The organism is Citrobacter sp. Cpo045 (genome assembly GCF_030332875.1).
Lineage (GTDB): Bacteria > Pseudomonadota > Gammaproteobacteria > Enterobacterales > Enterobacteriaceae > Citrobacter > Citrobacter portucalensis.
This window is the reverse complement of record NZ_JAOWGZ010000096.1, coordinates 468795-487407: the sequence shown is the minus strand read 5'-3', so window position 1 is coordinate 487407 and position 18613 is coordinate 468795. Positions and strand designations below refer to the sequence as shown.

19 protein-coding genes are annotated in these 18613 nt (G+C 50.9%); 12 read left to right on the top strand and 7 right to left on the bottom strand.

What is annotated here, in order from left to right:
• Positions 1–50: 50 nt before the first annotated feature.
• The 7 genes from fumD to ydhT all read left to right on the top strand — a co-directional run bounded on the left by fumD (position 51) and on the right by ydhT (position 6610).
• Entirely contained in the window at positions 51–260 is a 210-nt protein-coding gene (fumD, locus tag OGY13_RS13965; RefSeq protein ID WP_003029345.1) for a fumarate hydratase FumD, read from the top strand.
• Between the two features lie 494 nt (positions 261–754).
• Entirely contained in the window at positions 755–1381 is a 627-nt protein-coding gene (locus OGY13_RS13960) for a ferredoxin-like protein (protein WP_003029338.1), read from the top strand.
• A gap of 119 nt (positions 1382–1500) precedes the next feature.
• Positions 1501–3603, top strand: coding sequence for an aldehyde ferredoxin oxidoreductase (locus OGY13_RS13955; protein WP_003832676.1), 2103 nt, complete (start codon positions 1501–1503; stop codon positions 3601–3603).
• A 10-nt stretch (positions 3604–3613) separates the two neighbouring features.
• Positions 3614–4279: a YdhW family putative oxidoreductase system protein gene (locus OGY13_RS13950; protein WP_186413454.1), complete on the top strand. Its 666-nt coding sequence runs from the start codon at positions 3614–3616 to the stop codon at positions 4277–4279.
• 64 nt (positions 4280–4343) lie between these two features.
• Positions 4344–5012 carry a 4Fe-4S dicluster domain-containing protein gene (locus OGY13_RS13945; protein WP_020996435.1) on the top strand — a complete coding sequence of 223 codons (669 nt, stop codon included), beginning with the start codon at positions 4344–4346 and terminating at the stop codon, positions 5010–5012.
• Complete coding sequence (gene phsC, locus OGY13_RS13940) at positions 5009–5794, top strand: thiosulfate reductase cytochrome B subunit (protein ID WP_186413453.1); 786 nt, start codon at positions 5009–5011, stop codon at positions 5792–5794. The genes OGY13_RS13945 and phsC overlap by 4 nt, the downstream gene beginning before the upstream one ends.
• A gap of 3 nt (positions 5795–5797) precedes the next feature.
• Positions 5798–6610, top strand: coding sequence for a protein YdhT (gene ydhT / locus OGY13_RS13935; protein ID WP_213752888.1), 813 nt, complete (start codon positions 5798–5800; stop codon positions 6608–6610).
• Positions 6611–6619: 9 nt separating this feature from the next.
• Here the strand turns inward: ydhT and OGY13_RS13930 are convergent, their stop codons facing one another.
• Genes OGY13_RS13930 through OGY13_RS13915 form a run of 4 tightly spaced genes read right to left on the bottom strand, consistent with a single transcriptional unit; the run spans position 6620 to position 9725 of the window.
• Entirely contained in the window at positions 6620–7297 is a 678-nt protein-coding gene (locus tag OGY13_RS13930) for an amino acid ABC transporter permease (protein WP_060682280.1), read from the bottom strand.
• Positions 7287–8072, bottom strand: a complete 786-nt coding sequence (locus OGY13_RS13925) for an amino acid ABC transporter permease (RefSeq protein WP_213752887.1) — start codon at positions 8070–8072, stop codon at positions 7287–7289. Before OGY13_RS13925 ends, OGY13_RS13930 begins: the two co-directional genes overlap by 11 nt.
• Positions 8072–8890 (bottom strand): amino acid ABC transporter ATP-binding protein, encoded by an 819-nt coding sequence (locus OGY13_RS13920; protein ID WP_191214747.1) that lies wholly within the window; start codon positions 8888–8890, stop codon positions 8072–8074. The genes OGY13_RS13925 and OGY13_RS13920 overlap by 1 nt, the downstream gene beginning before the upstream one ends.
• A gap of 1 nt (position 8891) precedes the next feature.
• Entirely contained in the window at positions 8892–9725 is an 834-nt protein-coding gene (locus OGY13_RS13915) for an ABC transporter substrate-binding protein (protein WP_048235466.1), read from the bottom strand.
• Between the two features lie 306 nt (positions 9726–10031).
• On the opposite strand from OGY13_RS13915, the gene OGY13_RS13910 reads away from it, so the two are divergent.
• Positions 10032–10925 (top strand): LysR family transcriptional regulator, encoded by an 894-nt coding sequence (locus tag OGY13_RS13910; protein WP_032943239.1) that lies wholly within the window; start codon positions 10032–10034, stop codon positions 10923–10925.
• 52 nt (positions 10926–10977) lie between these two features.
• Here the strand turns inward: OGY13_RS13910 and OGY13_RS13905 are convergent, their stop codons facing one another.
• Entirely contained in the window at positions 10978–11118 is a 141-nt protein-coding gene (locus tag OGY13_RS13905) for a hypothetical protein (RefSeq protein WP_213752894.1), read from the bottom strand.
• Between the two features lie 332 nt (positions 11119–11450).
• On the opposite strand from OGY13_RS13905, the gene OGY13_RS13900 reads away from it, so the two are divergent.
• Positions 11451–12932: an APC family permease gene (locus tag OGY13_RS13900; protein ID WP_003832697.1), complete on the top strand. Its 1482-nt coding sequence runs from the start codon at positions 11451–11453 to the stop codon at positions 12930–12932.
• 21 nt (positions 12933–12953) lie between these two features.
• Here the strand turns inward: OGY13_RS13900 and OGY13_RS13895 are convergent, their stop codons facing one another.
• Entirely contained in the window at positions 12954–13652 is a 699-nt protein-coding gene (locus OGY13_RS13895; protein WP_032943241.1) for a cache domain-containing protein, read from the bottom strand.
• A gap of 24 nt (positions 13653–13676) precedes the next feature.
• On the bottom strand, positions 13677–14402 hold the full coding sequence (locus OGY13_RS13890) for a FadR/GntR family transcriptional regulator (RefSeq protein WP_008784630.1): 726 nt from the start codon (positions 14400–14402) through the stop codon (positions 13677–13679).
• A gap of 315 nt (positions 14403–14717) precedes the next feature.
• Here OGY13_RS13890 and OGY13_RS13885 point away from each other — a divergent pair, with 315 nt between their 5' ends.
• From OGY13_RS13885 to OGY13_RS13875, 3 genes are all read left to right on the top strand, one after another.
• The gene (locus OGY13_RS13885; protein WP_213752886.1) at positions 14718–16145 is read left to right on the top strand and encodes a gamma-aminobutyraldehyde dehydrogenase; all 1428 of its coding nucleotides are present in this window, start codon (positions 14718–14720) and stop codon (positions 16143–16145) included.
• A gap of 11 nt (positions 16146–16156) precedes the next feature.
• The gene (locus tag OGY13_RS13880; RefSeq protein WP_032943249.1) at positions 16157–16630 is read left to right on the top strand and encodes an ester cyclase; all 474 of its coding nucleotides are present in this window, start codon (positions 16157–16159) and stop codon (positions 16628–16630) included.
• 88 nt (positions 16631–16718) lie between these two features.
• Positions 16719–18611 carry an NAD(P)-binding protein gene (locus tag OGY13_RS13875; RefSeq protein WP_048235463.1) on the top strand — a complete coding sequence of 631 codons (1893 nt, stop codon included), beginning with the start codon at positions 16719–16721 and terminating at the stop codon, positions 18609–18611.
• Positions 18612–18613 lie beyond the last annotated feature (2 nt).

Here is an 18613-nt window from a genome sequence, read left to right as displayed (position 1 = left end):
CCTCAGAGTGATATATGCTGTTGGTTTGAGTTAATGACGAGCGGGCAAAAATGGGAAATCAGACAAAAGACGACGAGTTGTACCGTGAAATGTGCAGAGTAGTCGGTAAAGTAGTGCTGGAAATGCGCGATCTGGGACAAGAACCTAAGCATATCGTCATTGCGGGAGTACTGAGAACCACCCTTGCTAACCAGCGCGTGAAGCGCAGTGAGTTAGAAAAACAGGCTATTGAGACCGTAATTAAAGCATTGGCCGGTTAATTTATAAAAAGAGGACCGCAGAAATTTTTTGCCGTCCTCTTATTCTCGATACGTTAATCTATCAATCTATATAATTTATCTCCGTTAATAATTGGTTGTAGAGAACTATAAAACGATATGTATTTATTTATATATCGATGGCCGTGCAGTATTATATTTGGGAGAGGGTTCACAAATATTTGTAATTTAAATAGGCTGCTATTTCACTCTATTTCTTAATGATAATAAATCTCACTCAGCATTAATTATATCCCTTCCGTTTTTTAATTGATGACGATCAAGACTATGCATGCTGAATAACCACATTATTTCTGCGCCTAACCCTAAAGGATTAGATTCATTCAGTTTAACCACCGTCATTTACGCGATCAGGTTAGGGCAAAAATTTACGTGTTGTTGGCAACATTAACCGCCCGATATGGCTTGAGCTGCGCTGGTTTAAATTAGCCTGGATGTGTTGCTACCACAGCATTTGCGAAGAGGATGCGAAATAAATGAACCAGGTTGATCGTCCATTTTTAGATTGTGGTTTAACGCGACTAGAATTCCTGCGGATATCAGGGAAAGGACTGGCGGGATTAACGATTGCCCCCGCGCTGTTATCCCTATTTGGTTGTAAGCAGGAAGATGTCGATAGTGGGACCGTGGGGCTTATCAATACGCCGAAAGGGGTTCTGGTGACCCAGCGAGCCCGCTGTACGGGCTGTCACCGCTGTGAAATATCCTGTACCAATTATAACGATGGTGCCGTAGGGACCTTCTTTTCCCGGATAAAAATCCATCGCAATTTCTTCTTTGGCGATGATGGCGTCGGGTCCGGTGGTGGGCTGTATGGCGATTTAAACTATACCGCTGATACCTGCCGACAATGTAAAGATCCGCAGTGCATGAAGGTCTGCCCAATTGGTGCAATTACCTGGAAACAGGAAGACGGTTGTATTGCGGTGGACCACAAACGCTGTATTGGCTGTAGCGCGTGTACCACAGCCTGCCCGTGGATGATGGCGACCGTAAATACCGAAACGAAAAAGTCCTCAAAATGTGTGTTATGCGGGGAATGCGCCAATGCTTGTCCGACTGGAGCATTAAAAATTATCGAGTGGAAAGATATTACTGTTTGATAGATAACAGGCATACCTGATTCGCGCCATTAATTGCCAAAAATACTGCAGTTTTGGATAAAAAACTGCCTGAAGAATGGCGGGTATATCTATTAAACCTTCTTGCAAAGGAAAACATGATGGCTAATGGTTGGACAGGTAATATTTTACGGGTCAATCTCACCACGGGTAATATCACCCTTGAAGATTCCAGTAAATTTAAAAAATTTGTCGGTGGGATGGGCTTTGGTTATAAAATTATGTATGACGAAGTCCCGCCAGGCACCATGCCTTTTGATGAAGGGAATAAACTGGTTTTTGCCACCGGACCATTGACGGGGTCTGGCGCTCCCTGTAGCTCCCGCGTCAATATCACCTCCTTATCGACGTTTACCAAAGGTAACTTAGTCGTAGATGCCCATATGGGCGGTTTCTTTGCTGCACAAATGAAATTCGCCGGTTACGACGCCATTATTATTGAAGGCAAGTCTGCATCACCGGTCTGGATCAACATCAAAGACGATAAAGTCAGCATCGAAAAAGCCGATTTCTTGTGGGGCAAGGGGACTCGCGCCACAACCGAAGAGATTTGTCGGATTACCAGCCCGGAAACCTGCGTTGCCGCGATTGGGCAGGCGGGTGAGAATCTGGTGCCACTGTCCTGCATGATCAACAGCCGCAACCATAGCGGCGGCGCCGGTACGGGGGCGGTGATGGGTTCGAAAAACCTGAAGGCCATTGCGGTAGAAGGGACTAAAGGCGTCAACATTGCCGATCGTAAAGAGATGAAGCGGCTCAATGACTACATGATGACCGAGCTTATCGGCGCCAACAACAACCACGTTGTGCCAAGCACCCCGCAGGCATGGGCAGAATACTCTTCGCCAAACTCGCGCTGGACAGCCCGTAAGGGACTTTTCTGGGGTGCGGCAGAAGGGGGGCCAATCGAAACCGGTGAAATCCCGCCGGGCAACCAAAATACAGTGGGTTTCCGTACCTATAAATCGGTGTTCGATCTGGGTCCAGCCGCAGAAAAATACACGGTCAAAATGAGCGGCTGCCATTCATGCCCTATTCGTTGTATGTCGCAGCTCAATGTCCCGCGGGTGAAGGATTTTGGCGTGCCGAGTACCGGCGGCAACACCTGCGTGGCGAACTTTGTTCACACCACCATTTTCCCCAATGGCCCGAAAGATTTTGACGATAAAGACGATGGGCGAGTCGTAGGGAACCTGATCGGACTGAACCTGTTTGACGATTACGGTATCTGGTGTAACTACGGCCAGTTGCACCGTGACTTTACCTACTGCTATTCGAAAGGCGTCTTTAAACGCGTGCTGCCAGCCGAAGAGTACGCGGAGATCCGTTGGGATCAACTGGAGGCGGGCGATCCTAACTTTATCAAAGATTTTTACTATCGACTGGCGCATCGCGTGGGGGAACTCAGTCATCTTGCGGACGGCTCGTATGCCATTGCTGAACGCTGGGATTTGGGCGAAGAGTACTGGGGTTATGCCAAAAATAAACTGTGGTCGCCGTTTGGTTTTCCGGTCCATCATGCAAACGAAGCCTCGGCGCAGGTGGGGGCGATCACCAACTGTATGTTTAACCGTGACTGTATGGCGCACACCCATATCAACTTCATCGGTTCCGGTTTGCCGCTGAAATTACAGCGCGAAGTGGCGGGTGAGTTATTTGGGTCGCAGGACGCCTACGACGAAACCAAAAACTATACCCCAATCAATGCCGCCAAGATCAAATATGCCAAATGGACGCTGCTGAAAGTCTGCCTGCATAACGCGGTTACGCTGTGTAACTGGGTTTGGCCGATGACGGTTTCACCACTCAAGAGCCGCAACTATCGCGGAGATTTGGATCTGGAAGCGAAATTCTTCCAGGCAGTCACCGGTGATGAAACCACGCAGGCGAGTCTGGACCTGGCCGCTGAACGCATCTTTACCCTGCATCGTGCCTATACGGTCAAACTGATGCAAACCAAAGATATGCGTAATGAACACGATCTCATCTGCTCCTGGGTGTTTGATAAAGATCCGAAAATTCCGGTCTTCACCGAAGGCACCGACAAGATGGACAGGGAGGATATGCGCCAGTCACTGACGATGTTCTATCAGGAAATGGGCTGGGATCCCGAGTTGGGTTGCCCAACGCGTGAAACCCTGAATCGACTCGGACTTGAAGACGTGGCAGCCGATTTGGCTGCGCAGGATCTGTTGCCAGCGTAAGGAACGCGAGATGACTAACGTGAGCAGCGTTCAGGCACCCGTTGAGGCGCTTCCTGACGAGGTTGATAGCCAAAAGAGACACTGGCTACAGGCGTTTCACCCGCCGGTCGAGCGGGTGACTGCGCCGCAGGTTCAGGAAGCCGCCAACCCGGAGTCGATTGTGGCAGATTTTATCCGCCAGCATTCGGCATCGGGGCACCTGGTGGCGCGCAGCGTGTTTCTGCAGCCACCTTATTCGGTCCCTGAAACCGATCTTAGCGCGCTGCTGGAAACGCTGTGCCAGGACGCGAATAACGCAGATATCACCCGTGTGCAGGGTGCGGAAGATGTCTATTTCTACTCAACTCAAACCATGACGGCAAACTACGCCGACATGTGCGTACAGGTGGTGGAAAACGACATCTGTCGTGCGATTGCCGAGGCGGTACGCTTCGACTGTCGAACGTATCCTCGCCCCTATAAGGTCGCCATGTTGACGCAACCGCCGTACAGCTTTGAGTCTCAGCAGATTTCAGCGGCGCTCACGGCCATGGAAACGCACCCTGATTACGCAGATATACGTACTGTGGAATCGTCAAATGCGGAGCCTTATTTGTTCAGCGAACGTTTTATGAGTTATGGCAAAGCGTACGGCCTGTGTGAATGGCTTGAGGTTGAGCAGTATCAGAACCCCTGAATTATTCAGGTTGATGTCATGGAATGTGTGGACGACCACTGTCACAGCATTAGAGGATAACCCGATGTCCTTCACCCGACGAAAATTTGTCATTGGCATGGGGACGGTGATTTTTTTTACCGGCCCAGGTCAAAATCTGTTAGCGAGTACCAGGAGCCCTAAAGCCGTTCGTTACGTCATGATTCACGACGAATCACTATGTAACGGATGCAATATTTGCGCTCGTGCATGCCGGAAAACCAACCATGTACCTGACCAGGGCAGCCGTTTGTCGATCGCTCATATTCCTGTAACCGATAACGACAACGAAACGCTGTATCACTACTTCCGTCAGTCCTGCCAGCATTGTGATGATGCACCTTGTATTGAGGTGTGTCCGACCGGTGCCTCCTGGCGAGATGAGAACGGTATTGTGCGAGTAGATACGTCTTGCTGTATTGGTTGCAGTTACTGTATTGGCGCGTGTCCTTATCAGGTGCGCTATCTCAACCCGCAAACCAAAGTGGCGGATAAATGCGACTTCTGCGCTGAATCTCGGCTGGCGAAAGGTTTCCCTCCGATCTGTGTTAACGCTTGCCCGGAACATGCGCTGATTTTCGGTCGTGAAGATAGCCCGGAAATTCAGACCTGGTTGCGAGAAAACAAGTATTACGAATATCAACTTGCAGGCGCCGGGAAGCCCCATCTGTATCGTCGGTTCGGTCAACATTTGATTAAAAAGGAAAATGTATGAACGCGTCGCAGAATGCCGAACAGTTTCACGCCCAGCTTGCACAGTATGTTCCACTGTTTTCACCGGACTACTGGCCTGTGTGGTTAGTCGTTGCCGGGTTAATGCTGGTGGGAATGTGGCTGGTGCTGGCGCTTCACGCCATGCTGCGCTTTCGGGCGGCGCATAAAGCGTCGGCAGGGCATGGTGAGAAGGTCTATTTATATTCGAAGGCTGTCCGCCTGTGGCACTGGTCGAATGCGCTGTTATTTCTGTTGCTTCTGGTTAGTGGCCTGGTCAATCACTTCTCTGCCGTTAGCACACCGGTAATGAAAAGCCTGCTCACCGTTCATGAGGTTTGTGGCTTTTTGCTACTTGCCTGCTGGATTGGTTTTGTGCTGATCAACCTGATTGGCGGCAACGGACATCACTATATTATTCAACGTCAGGGCTGGATCGCTCGTGCGCAAAGACAAACTCGTTTTTACCTGTTTGGCATTATGCAGGGCGAGTCACACCCATTTCCGGCCTCACCTCGCTCTAAATTTAATCCGTTACAGCAGGCGGCCTATGTTGGCGTGATGTATGGTTTGTTGCCACTGCTACTGATCACTGGATTGTTATCGCTTTACCCGGTAGCTGTCGGCGATCTGTTCCCCGGAGTGCGTTACTGGCTGCTTCAGGCGCACTTTGCGCTGGCAATAGTCAGTCTGTTTTTCATTTTTGGGCATCTTTATCTCTGCACTACGGGGCGCACGCCGGGCGAAACCTTTAAGTGTATGGTGGATGGCTACCACCGGCATTAAGCGATGATGATTACGCGAAGTGACTTACGGGCCTGGCGCGTTGGGCCCGTCATGTATCGTTGGTTTCTACGCGCGTTTCCCGCAGGAGGAAGCTATGCCGATGTTCATCGCGCGCTCCAGCGGGAAGGGTATACCGATTGGGCAAATAGCCTGGTGGAATACGGCTGGTCAAAATGGCGGGAAGAGGCGAGTTTTGCTCAGCAGGATATTGACGCAATGGGGAATATTTCCTGTGAGCAAGCCGCGGGGGAAACTAGTCGTCCGTTGGCGAGTGCGGAAGATTATGCCCGATTTAGCAGTGCGTGTGACAACGTTAAAATTGCCAGCGCCGGGTATGCTGCACAGATCGCCTGTGCCGGTTACAGCGCACGGATTGGCAGTGTAGGCTATAACACGCATATCGGCAGTTCAGGCGATCGCGGGCGAATAGCGATTGCGGGAAACTCGGCGCGTATCAGCAGTGTGGGCGACGGAACGCGTATCGCCAGTACCGGCATGCGCGTACGTATCAGTTCGCTCGGCGACCGAAATCGGATTGCCAGTAGCGGTGATTTAACCCAACTGGCCTGTTTTGGCGCAGAGGCGAAAATCGCTAACTGCGCGGACAATATCCACATTATTGCCAGCGGAGAGAACGCCGTTGTTGCCAGTACCGGTGCTGTCGACTCGATAATTCTTGGTCCCGGTGGATGTGCGGCGCTGGCTTATCACGATGGCGAAAGAATGCGTTTTGCGCTTGCCGTTGAAGGGGAAAATAACATTCGGGCGGGCGTGAAATATCGGCTCAACGAAGACCATCAGTTCGTGGAATGTTGAGCCGAGAGGTCATTTTAGTGCGAATCGACGCTGGGTGATTTTTTCAAGGCTAAAGCACAGCAGGTAATAAACCAGCCCGGTAAAGATAAAAATGGCTGCGGGGTAAATTTGCACCCGGCTGTTAACCTGACCGGCAACCGTCGTGAGTTCCGGCACGTTAACGATAAACGCCAGTGACGTGTCCTTCAGTAGCCCAATAAAAATCCCTGTCAGCGACGGCAGTACGTTACGCAGCACCTGCGGCAGCAAGATAAGCCACAGGGCCTGATCCGGGCGAAAACCCTGAACAACTGCCGCTTCATACTGCCCGCCAGGCAGTGCGCTAATTCCAGCATACACCGAGTGCATCACCGAGGCGGCGGTGAACCATGCCAGCGCCAGCGTCACGGTAACGGCACCGGGCAGATCGCTTCCGGTCAGCATGGGTAGCAAATACCACATCCAGAAAATCACAAAGATGAGCGGAATGCCGCGAATAAATTCCGCCCAGAAAAACAATCCGTTGCGAACCGCGCCCGGAAATCGCCAGGCGCAACAGGCAAGAACGATCCCGCCAGGCAGCGCCAGCAATGCCGCACCGATAGCCATCAGCAAAGTGAGCAGGACGCCACCGGGTTGCCCCTCAGCTACACGTCCCCACAGGAGATAGTCAAGATTGTCGGTAATGACCGAAACATTAGCGATCATGCAGTATGCTCCTGACGCTGAAGATGCGCATTCTTATCTTTGACGATTTACCCGACGCAGACTGCGGGCCAAGACGGGTAAGCAGCATACCCAGAACGATGCCGGTAAACAGATAGAGTGCAGTGCCAACGGCAAAGGCTTCCAGCGCGTGCGCGTTGTAGCTCTCAATTTGCCGTACCTGGTAGGTGAGCTCAGCAAATCCAATACCGCTGGCAAGCGAGGAAAGCTTCATCAGGTTGAGATATTGCCCAACAATCGGTTGCCAGGCGTTTGCCAGCCCCTGAGGCAGCAGAATGTGACGAAATATCGCCCAGGATGAAAACCCCTGCGCCACGGCAGCCTCGCGTTGTCCGGCAGAAACAGCCTGTAAACCCGAAGCGATCTCTTCAACCAAAAATGCTGATGTAAATACCCCAAGCCCCCATGCTGAACAGATAAACTCCGGTGTTAACCACCAGACATCACCCGGCAAAATTGACCATGGATGATCGGCATTGATAAAGCTAATGACGTTACGGGGTAGCCAGTTCCAGGCGGCAAAATACCAGAACATCAGTTGCACCAGTAAAGGCGTGTTGCGAAACACCGAGACCCAAACCCCGACCATCGTTTTAGCGAGACGATTGCCCGTCAGGCGCAGGCCGAGCAGTGAGATGGCAATGAGCGTGGCGAGCACGATACCTGCCAGCGTCACCCAGAGCGTGGTGAGAAAACCGGAAATTATCCATTGCAGGGGTTGCCCGCTCAGCACTCCCTGCCAGTCCATTGCATGCATTATGACGATGACTCCTGGTGTAACGGGTCGAGCACTTTTTTCAGGAAACGCTGGGTTCTCGGGTGCTGTGGTCGGACGAAAAAATCCTCCGGCGCGGCCACTTCCAGAATATCGCCACCATCGATGAAAACCACCCGATCGGCAATTTCGCGGGCAAAATGCATTTCGTGGGTCACGACGATCATGGTGATACCGCTGTGGGCCAAATTTTTCATTACCTGTAATACCTCGCCGATCATTTCCGGATCCAGCGCGGAAGTGGGCTCATCAAACAGAATAATTTGTGGCGACGAGGCCAGTGCGCGGGCGATGGCCACGCGCTGCTGCTGCCCACCGGACAACTGCGCGGCATAGGCGTTGGCTTTTTCCGCCAGTCCCACTTTTTCCAGCAACTCAAGTGCCCGACGATCCGCTTCCGTCTTGTTCCAGCCGTGAACATATTCCAACGCCAGTGCGATGTTCTGCAGCGCAGTCAGATGCGAATAGAGATTGAATTGCTGAAATACGAAACCGATACGGCTGCGTAACTGGCGTAATGCCGCCCCGCGCAACTGACTAATCGGTTTACCATCAATGAAAATTTCGCCACCGCTGAGCGACTCAAGCTGGTTGATAAGACGTATAAGAGTGGATTTTCCTGAGCCGGAAGGCCCCAGAATGGTCACCACTTCACCAGGTTCAACTGCCAGGCTGACGCCGTTAAGTACGGTATGAGCGTCATACTGTTTAATCACATTGCGTAGTTCGACGCTCGCCTGGCGCAAATGGGTAAAATCCGCAGCCGAAGCTGCGGAACGATGAAAAAGGGCTGAGAGCATATTACTTGGCTTCTATTTTAAAGGCGCGGGCTTGCGGATTTTTGGTTTCAGGACCAAACCAGACATCATAAATTTTGGCTGCCTGCCCGGTAGATTCCAGCTTCAAAAGTTCATCGTTGACGGCTTTTAACAACGCTGGCTCACCTTTTTTCACCCCCACGCCGATCTCTTCTTTGCTCAGCAGGTCCGGCAGAATTTTGAAATCAGCTTTATCCGGCGCAGCGCCTAATAACCCGGCCAGAATCGTACTGTCCTGGGTAATGGCCTGAACATTGCCGTTGCGTAGCGCGGTTAACGCCAGCGGGATATCGTCGTAGGCCAACACGCGCGACTGCGGGAAGCGCTGATGCAGTGCCTGTTCACCAGTAGTGCCTTTTACCGCGCCGATGCGTGCTTTGCTGTATTCATCGAGCTTATCCGGAGATTTTGCTGGCACAAGGAACTGCTGGCCGGTAACAAAATATGGGACGGAGAAATCTATTACCTGCGCCCGTTCAGGTGTAATCGTGATATCCGCGACGATTAAATCAGCTTTACCAGATTGTAATAACGGAATGCGGTTTGCCGGATTGGTCGCTACCAGTTCCAGTTTTACACCAAGGGATTTGGCCAGCGCTTCGGCAAAATCAACGTCGTAGCCGACAATCTTATGGGTTTTGGCATCGACGGAGCCAAACGGAGGATTCGCGTCAAATGTCGCGACTTTTACGACGCCTGCGGCTTTGATATCGGCCAGTTGGTCAGCCTGAACCTGCGAGACGGTAAGTCCTGAGGCCAGCAGCACGCCCAATGCCAGCAGTGTTTTTTTAGCGCGGTAAGTTTTCGTTGCCATCATTGTATGAAATCCCTGTAGTTTTTTGGTTTGTGCTTTTTACGCTCCCATAACTTACGGTTGGGACAAAATAAGAAAAAATTCTTATCTATATACAAAATGTTATTAGTGAAGGATGTGTTAATAGCGGGTGAAAATAATGCAGGAGTGAAAGGTAAAATCGTGCATAAGCCTGGTAATAATTCGCATTTTGTTTTTGTGTGAGAGCACGCTTGAATAAGATTGAGCTGTGCTAATGTCCAGAAATGCTACTGGAATACCCTCCGGACCTGTACCATATATCACAACAGGTCTGGAGTGGGGATAAGCATGCTGCGTGATAATTTTAACGATCTCTATTATCTCATTATCGTTGCCCGCGAGCGTAGTTTTACCCGGGCAGCGGCAAAACTTGGGGTTTCGCAATCCGCGCTAAGCCATGCGATTCGTGGGCTTGAAGAGCGGCTGGATGTACGGCTTCTGACCCGCACCACGCGCAGCGTTGCGCCGACCGAAGCCGGAGAACGGCTTATCAACAGTATCAGCCCGCGTTTTGATGACATTGAAACAGAGCTGCTGGCATTAACCGATGTCCGTCAGCGCGTGGCCGGTAACATCCGCCTGACGCTGGGCGAACATGCATTGCAATCTACCGTCTGGCCCGCGCTGGAGCCGTTTTTGCAGGCTTACCCTGATGTTAATGTGGAAATGACCATCGACAATAGTCTGACGGATATTGTGACTGGCCGCTATGACGCGGGTATTCGGCTCGGTGAGCAGGTGGCAAAAGACATGGTCGCCGTCAGAATTGGCCCGGACTGGCGCATGGTAGTGGTGGGGTCACCGGCGTATTTTGCTCGTCATGGCAAACCGCAAACCCCTCACGACCTGCAAAATCACAGCTGTATTAACATGCGCATGCCGACGTTGGGCGGATTATACGCTTGGGAGTTTGCTAAAGATGGGCAAGATTTGCGCGTACGGGTGGAAGGGCAGCTTATTTTTAACAATCTACCCCCGCGAATTAGCGCAGCGATGGCGGGAATGGGGCTGGCTTTTGTGCCGGAAGACACCGTCGAGCAGGCTGTTGCAGAGGGGGCATTGGAAAAAGTGTTGGAGGACTGGTGCGAACCTTTCCCTGGCTATTATTTGTACTATCCCAGCCGAAAACAACATACCGCCGCCTTTGCGCAACTGATTGAGGCCTTACGGTATACGGGCTGAAGTGGGTGGGGTTAACAGGCGATAAAAAACCGGCATTGCGCCGGTTTGGAAATCAGATTTTGCAGGCGTCGCCGCAGTCATTATCAGCAATAATTTCCTGCGCTTTCTTGTCTGCATCTTCCTGACGTTCAGCGTTACGCTCTTGCGCTTCTTCCAGTCCATCAAAGACCAGATTATCGAGATCAATTTCCATCATTCACCTGCTCAGGTTCAGCGTTTAACATCACGTTATTATATTGCAAAAATGTTGCTTAACAGCAGCGATTCTTGCTACTTAGCATCGAACGCAATCCGCTGTGCGTATTTATCCGCCAAAATAGCCTATGGTTCGCAATTGCTAAAGAATCGTTGGTTGTAAATACCGCAAAATCCTCGCTCTCTCTACCGTTTTATCTCCACTTTTTCATTAACGTGATGCGCGATCATTTTTAACAAATCTGCGACAAAATCACTATACATATAACTTAATATCTTTTATACATTAATTGTTCAACCCTGCGACTATTCCACAAAAGAGAAAGCAATATGGAACAGACACCTGATAAGAAAAATGATAATTTTCAAAAAGATGGCAAAGAACAGTTCAATCGCTCGATCGGTCTTATTTCAAACTTTGCGTTGGGTTTTACCTACCTGTCGCCGCTTACTGCCGTCTATTCGCTGTTTGCGCTGGCCGTAACGCTGGCGGGGCCGCCCGCAGTATGGTGGATTTTAATCGTCGCATGTGGGCAACTTTTGGTGGCATTGGTGTTTGGTGAGGTCGCTTCCCAGTATCCGATAACCGGCGGGCTTTACCCCTGGGCCAGAAGGTTGTGGGGCAAGAAGTATGCGTGGATCGCCGCCTGGATCTACCTGTGGGCGCTGGTGGTCACCATTACGTCGATCGCGGAATATACATCAACGTTTGTTGAATCACTCTTCCACTATGGTCAGACGCCGGCCACGATGTTGGTGACTTCCGTCCTGCTGCTGCTGTTGATGATGGCCGTTAATATGTCCGGGACTAAAAATCTGGCCCGGGTGGCAAAAATTGGCTTCTGGTGTGAAATTGTCAGCGTGATCGCGCTGGGGATTTATCTGCTGATTTTCCACCGTTCACAGCCGTTCTCTGTGATTTTTGACTCGATGGGCGTGCTGGCTCATGACGGCAGCTACTCCACCGCATTTATGTCTGCTGCGCTGATGGGACTGTTTATGTTCTTTGGCTTTGAGGCCTGCGGTAACGTTGCGGAAGAGGTGCAGAATCCGAGTAAAAAGATCCCGGTGGCGATGATTTTAAGCATCGTATTCGGCGCGATTTCCGCCATTATTTCTGTTATGGGTTATTTGCTGGCATCACCGAATCTGGTCAGCATCGTGAATGGCAAAACGTCCGATCCGATCCCGGCAATCCTTAATGAAGCTCTGGGCGAAACTGGCGCGACTGTCTTTATCGTCGTCGCAATTATCGCCATGTTGTCGTGCATTTTATCTCTGCAGGCTGCGTTAAGCCGTCTTATCTTTTCTTTCTCCCGCGACAGAATGCTGCCGGGAAGTGAATGGATGGCCAAAATCTCTAAAAATGGTGTTCCGGATAATGCCATGGTCGTCAGTTGCCTGCTGCCAGTGATCATCTGCGTTTGGGTTTATTTCCAGCCAGATAACCTGTCGCGTATCACCGCGTTTGCTGTTATCGGGATATACATCTCGTTCCAGATGGTTGTGCTGGCCGCGCTGCGTCAGCGTCTGAAAGGCTGGAAACCGGCGGGGGAGTGGACCATTGGCGGTTGGGGCGTAATCGTGAATGTGCTGGCGTTAGCTTACGGATTGTGCGGGATCTGGTTACTGGCGCAACCGGCAGACAGCAGCGACTTCATCGACCGTTGGACGGTCCTGTTCGGCCTGGCGATTGTTGTTGGCTCGGGGCTTATTTATATGTTCCTGACCCGTCCGTTTGGTCGTTCAGCGGCGCCGGAAAACGACGCCATTGCCTACGCCAATAAGCTCAATATGGGGCAGGATAACTAAAAACTAAGGGCCTTCGGGCCCTTAGTTTTGATAGTGATAAAGGATAAAGTAGTCGCTCCGATACACCACGGTACTGTTTGCAGGTGATAGCAATTCACCCACGCGAAAACGTGGCCAACTGGAGAAAATGATCCTGTTTTCCAGATTAGTCAGAATCACATAGTCAGGATGGGCACAGGAAAGCAGTTCGGCTTCTATCTGACTGACCAGCAGATCGACCGCGGCAACACCGAGAAACTGGTCGTTGTAGTAGACCGGGACGGCTGACGTTAGGGTATAGGAGATATTGCAAATATAGTCGACGTAGGGACCGTGGATATAGGCTTTGCCTGCCGGAGGAGAATGCTTAAACCACTCAAAGGTTCTGAAATCCAGTCGTTGTTGCGTGGCCTGATCCAAATCCAGATGCGCCTGGCTTAAACCATTATCTTTCTTATACCACCACTCCAGCAACCAGTACTCTTTTGTGGTTGCGGTGCTCTCAATATGGCTGGCGAATCCTGCCCCTGAGCAGTAATGGTTGTTATTGAGCGTGCGCTTGATGTGCTGTTGAACGGTGGATCTGACTGAGGGGTCGAGAACGACCTCGGCTGAGGCCTTTTGTACCCCTGAAATCGCCTCATGGATGCTCCTCGCCAGCGCAACGGTAGAATCTACGGTAGAAACAGTAATATCATCAATTTTACGAATTAATGCGCTTAGGGATGTCGAAGAGCTCATTGTCTGTCCTGCCTTCACTGATTGTCAGTTCGAGTTATATTTCAGCTTTTTTTCAATAAGGTAGTAGGTAAACGTGTCGATGATCTGCGTGGCAAACTGTACTGACTCTGCCTCGTTGTGAGCAGCCAGCGCATCGGCCAGCGCCGAATAAAGCGCGATAATTTCTGCATGAATACTGTCTGTGCGATAAAGTATCGCCACCAGCGATGCCCATTCAGCCTGAACCTGCAGCTCCTGATTGGCCAGTCGCGCTGAATGCGAACTGGCGGCAATCGCCAGCAGACAACGCATATCGGCCTGAGTCATCAGCTCAGGTGAGTTTGCCTTTCTGAGCACCTCGACAAACTCGCGAAATTTGGCGATATCCGCACCGGTCATCCGTCGGGAAGCCAGCCTCGCGCTATGGCTAATAATGGCGCAATGCATTTCACCCAGATCAGACAGATAATCCGTACTGATCGCCTTGAACGGATGCAGGGCGCTATTTTTGCCATCAATATTTTCGCAAACGAAACTCCCGCCATTACGACCACGAACCGTATGGATAAGATTATTAGCCCGAAGCGTGTTTAGCGCTTCCCTGATAGTGATATGTGAGACACCCATCATCTTTGCCAAATCAGTTTCGTTGGGGAGCTGTTCTTTTGGCTCCAGCAACCCCGTGATAATGGCATTTGAAAGGCGTTGGACTATCTGGTCTGAACGACTGACCTGCCCGATAGGCGCAAATATGACCGCGTGAGTAATCATAATCTTTTCTGTACTCAATTCCCTGAAACAACGACCATTTTTAACACATGCCCGTCGGGCAAGGAAGGTAAGAATGGCCGAGTTATTTTACATGCCTGGGCGCAACGTCACTGCACAAGCGGATGTGTGTCCCGATAACCTTATGATGAGCTGGGCGTAACGCGTCAGCTGGCAATAAAAAGCCTCACCCTGCAAATGTGAAAATTAAGTTAAAAATGCGAGGCTTATCATAGTGTCAATGTTGCGCATTTGAAAAAATTTTACAATATATATATTACATAATATTATTTATGTATTAATTGGCAGGAGACAAACATGAAAACCCTGAAGCATTTTATTAATGGGCACTATGTAGCAGGCAGTAGCGAAGATAGCTTCGAACTGGTGAGTCCGGTTGATGGTGAAACGTACGCAATATCTCCCAACGCTAACGAGGTGGAGGTAGAGCAGGCTTACTCAGCAGCGGAGGCGGCGTTTAGCATCTGGAGAAAATCGACGCCGGCACAGCGGCAAAAGGCGTTATTGCGGCTGGCCGATGAGATTGAACGCAACGTTGAGCGACTGGTAACCGCGCAGAGTCAGGAAACCGGTCAGCTTCGCCATTTTATTGAGAAAGAGGAGATCGCAGCATCTTGCGATGCCATCCGCTTTTTTGCCGGTGCGGCGCGCTGTCTTGAAGGAAAGGCGGCCGGAGAATATTCCTCAGGATTTACTTCAACCATTCGTCGTGAACCGCTGGGTATTGTTGGGCAAGTGACGCCGTGGAACTACCCGTTCATGATGGCGGTGTGGAAGATTGCACCAGCGCTGGCGGCAGGCAACACGGTGGTGTTAAAACCAAGCGACACCACGCCAGTTAGTACGCTGCTGTTGGCTGAACTGGCCGCACCGTTGTTCCCGAGAGGGGCGTTTAACGTTGTGTTGGGCAAAGCCAGCACTGGTTCGCTGGTGGTTTCAAACCCGAAAGCCTCACTGGTCTCGATTACCGGTTCGGTCCGTGCGGGTTTGCAGGTTGCGGCTTCGGCGGCGGCAAATCTGACCCGAGCACACCTGGAATTGGGTGGGAAAGCGCCCGCAATCGTATTCGCCGATGCGGATATGGACAAGGCGATTGCGACGATTACCACAGCAGGCTTTTTCAATGCCGGGCAGGATTGCACAGCGGCAACGCGGATTCTGGTAGAGCAATCTATCTACGCTGAGTTTCTGGAAAAACTGATCCAGAAAACAAAAAGTATCAAATTTGGGCCGCCAGAAGATCAAAATGCACTGTACGGCGCATTAAATAGCCGGAATCAGCTGGAGCAGGTGAAAGGCTTTATTGAGCGTTTACCGGCACATGCAAAAATTGAAACCGGTGGGCGCGCAGGATCTGGTCCAGGCTTCTATTTTGAGCCGACGATCGTCTCCGGTTTGCATCAAAATGATGAAGCTATTCAGCATGAAGTATTTGGCCCGGTAATGACTATTCAGTCGTTTTCTACTGACGAAGAGGTACTACACAAAGCGAATGATGTGGAGTATGGTCTTGCCGCCAGCGTCTGGACCAGTAACCATGGTCGCGCCCAACGCTTCAGCATTGACCTCGATTTTGGCACGGTGTGGATTAACAATCACATTCCTCTGTGTGCCGAGATGCCGCACGGCGGGTTCAAAAAATCGGGGTACGGCAAAGATCTCTCATCTTATTCACTCGAGGAATACACTCGGGTGAAACATATCATGTGCGACATTTCTGAATAGAGAGGATTACGATGAAAACATTAAAAATCGCGGTGCTTTCATTAGTGATGTTCTCGGGCTATAGCCTGGCAGAAAGTACATCGCTGAATACCGTAAAAGAGTATATGGCGGCGTGGAATGCGCATGATGCTTCGCGAGCCGCTCAATTTCTTGCTGATGATGCGGTCTATTATGATGCCGCCGCAGGAGAACCGATAAACGGCAGGGAAAAAGCAGAAAAAGAGGTTATCGGCGCTTTTATTAAGGCGGTTCCAGATCTTAGCTGGAAAATGGTTGGAAAACCCGTCTACGACGAAGATACCGTGGCCTTTCGTTGGGAATTTTCAGGCAAAAATAGTGGTGAATGGGCAGGGAGTCCGCCGACAAATAATCCGATCAAATTTGAAGGCGTCAGCTATATTCATGTTAAAGCAGGAAAAATCACCTGGCAGGGTGATTATTATGATTCTAAAAAACTGGATGAAGAGTTAAAGCCAGTGAAGTAGTCGGTTGTACCCCTTTATAAATAAGAAGGGGTATCTCTCTTATTTGTGTCGTATTAAAGGCAGTGTGTAGCAATAAGGAAAAAAGTTAATGGCAATTACCAGACGTGATTTTCTCAACGGCGTCGCGGTGACTATTGCGGCGGGACTTACCCCGCTGGAGTGGGTCAGGGCGGCAGGAAAGGGAAACGCATTTATAGATGGAAATTATTATCCTCCTGCACTGACGGGGCTGCGGGGTAATCATCCTGGATCGTTTGAAATGGCGCATGCGCTAGGTCGCGAGCATAAACATTTTGATTTAAACGCTCTGCCCGTTGAGGAAGAGTACGATCTGGTGATTGTGGGTGGTGGTATTAGCGGGTTAGCTGCCGGTTGTTTTTGGCGTCAAGTTGCCGGGCAAAATAGCCGGATCCTGATCCTCGATAACCATGACGACTTTGGTGGACACGCCAAACGTAATGAATTTACCAGCTCGGGTAAGAAATTACTCGGTTATGGTGGCAGCGAAGCATTCCAGTCACCTGCGCATAATTTCAGCCCTGAAGTACAAAAGTTGATGGAAACCGTGGGTGTCAGCGTCACGCGGTTGAAAGAGAGTTTTGACGTAAACTTCTACCCCGACTGGCAGCTCAGTCGCGGCGTTTTCTTCGATAAGAAGAATTTTGGCGAAACAAAAATCGTCAGCGGCGATCCGGGCCGCGCGGTATCTGATGATATTCCGCCGGACAGGCTCAATGGGCGTAAAATTGAAGACTTTATCAATGATTTTCCGCTAAGTGAGAACGACAGAAAAGCGCTGATCGACCTGCACGTCCGGCCCGGTGATTACCTGCCGGGGATGACGGTCGATGAGAAAATGGAATGGCTGGATACCCACAGCTACAGTGAATTTTTGGCAACAAAAGTTGGTTTGAGCAAAATGGCGCTGCTCTATTTCCAGCAGCGTTCCAACGACTTCTTTGCTATTGGTATTGAAGGTATTTCCTGTAGCGATGCCCGTGCGTGCGCCTTACCCGGCATGGAAGGGATGGGGTTACCGCCGTTGGACGGAGAGTCGCTGGCCGACCTCGAAGAGCCGTATGTTTACCACTTCCCGGACGGTAACGCCGGGTTAGCCCGCCTGTTAGTCAGATATATGCTGCCGGATGCGCTACCGGGCAACACGATGGAAGACTCTGTCCTCGCCAGACTACATTACGAAAAGCTGGATCTGCCGGAAAACACCACGCGCCTTCGCCTGAACAGCACGGTGATTAATGCGGCCAACGTGCAGGATGGCGTGGCGGTGACCTATCTGCGTGACGGTAAAATGCACCGTGTGCGCGGTAAGAACACCATCATGGCAGGCTATAACATGATGATCCCGTATCTGGTGCCTGAGATGCCGGAACAGCAGCAGGCGGATCTTAAACTGAACGTGAAGGCACCGCTGGTGTACACCAACGTGGTGGTCAAAAACTGGCAGGCGTTCAAACAGCTTGGCGTACATGAGTTTTATTCTCCGGCGGCACCTTATAGCAGGGTCAAGCTCGACTACCCGGTCAGTATTGGTGGGTATCAACATCCGGCCTCCCCGGACGATCCGATGGTCATTCATATGGTCTATGTGCCGACTTATCCGGGCAGTAACTTGTCGGCCAGAGAGCAGTTCCGTCTGGGACGAGCCTATTTGCTGGGGACCACTTTTGCCGCGCATGAGGAGATGATTCGCTCCCAGTTGCAGGAGATGTTCGGCTCAACCGGATTTGATAATCAACGCGATATTGCCGCCATTACGGTTAACCGCTGGGCGCATGGCTATGCGTACTACGCCAACTCGCTGTTCGATGATATGGATAAGATGCCAGAAATTATCGAACGGGCGCGTAAGCCAGTCGGTCGCATTGCCATCGCTAACTCCGATTCTGACTGGAGTGCTTATGCCCACACGGCAATCGATCAGGCATGGCGTGCGGTTAATGAACTCAAGGATATGGGGTGATC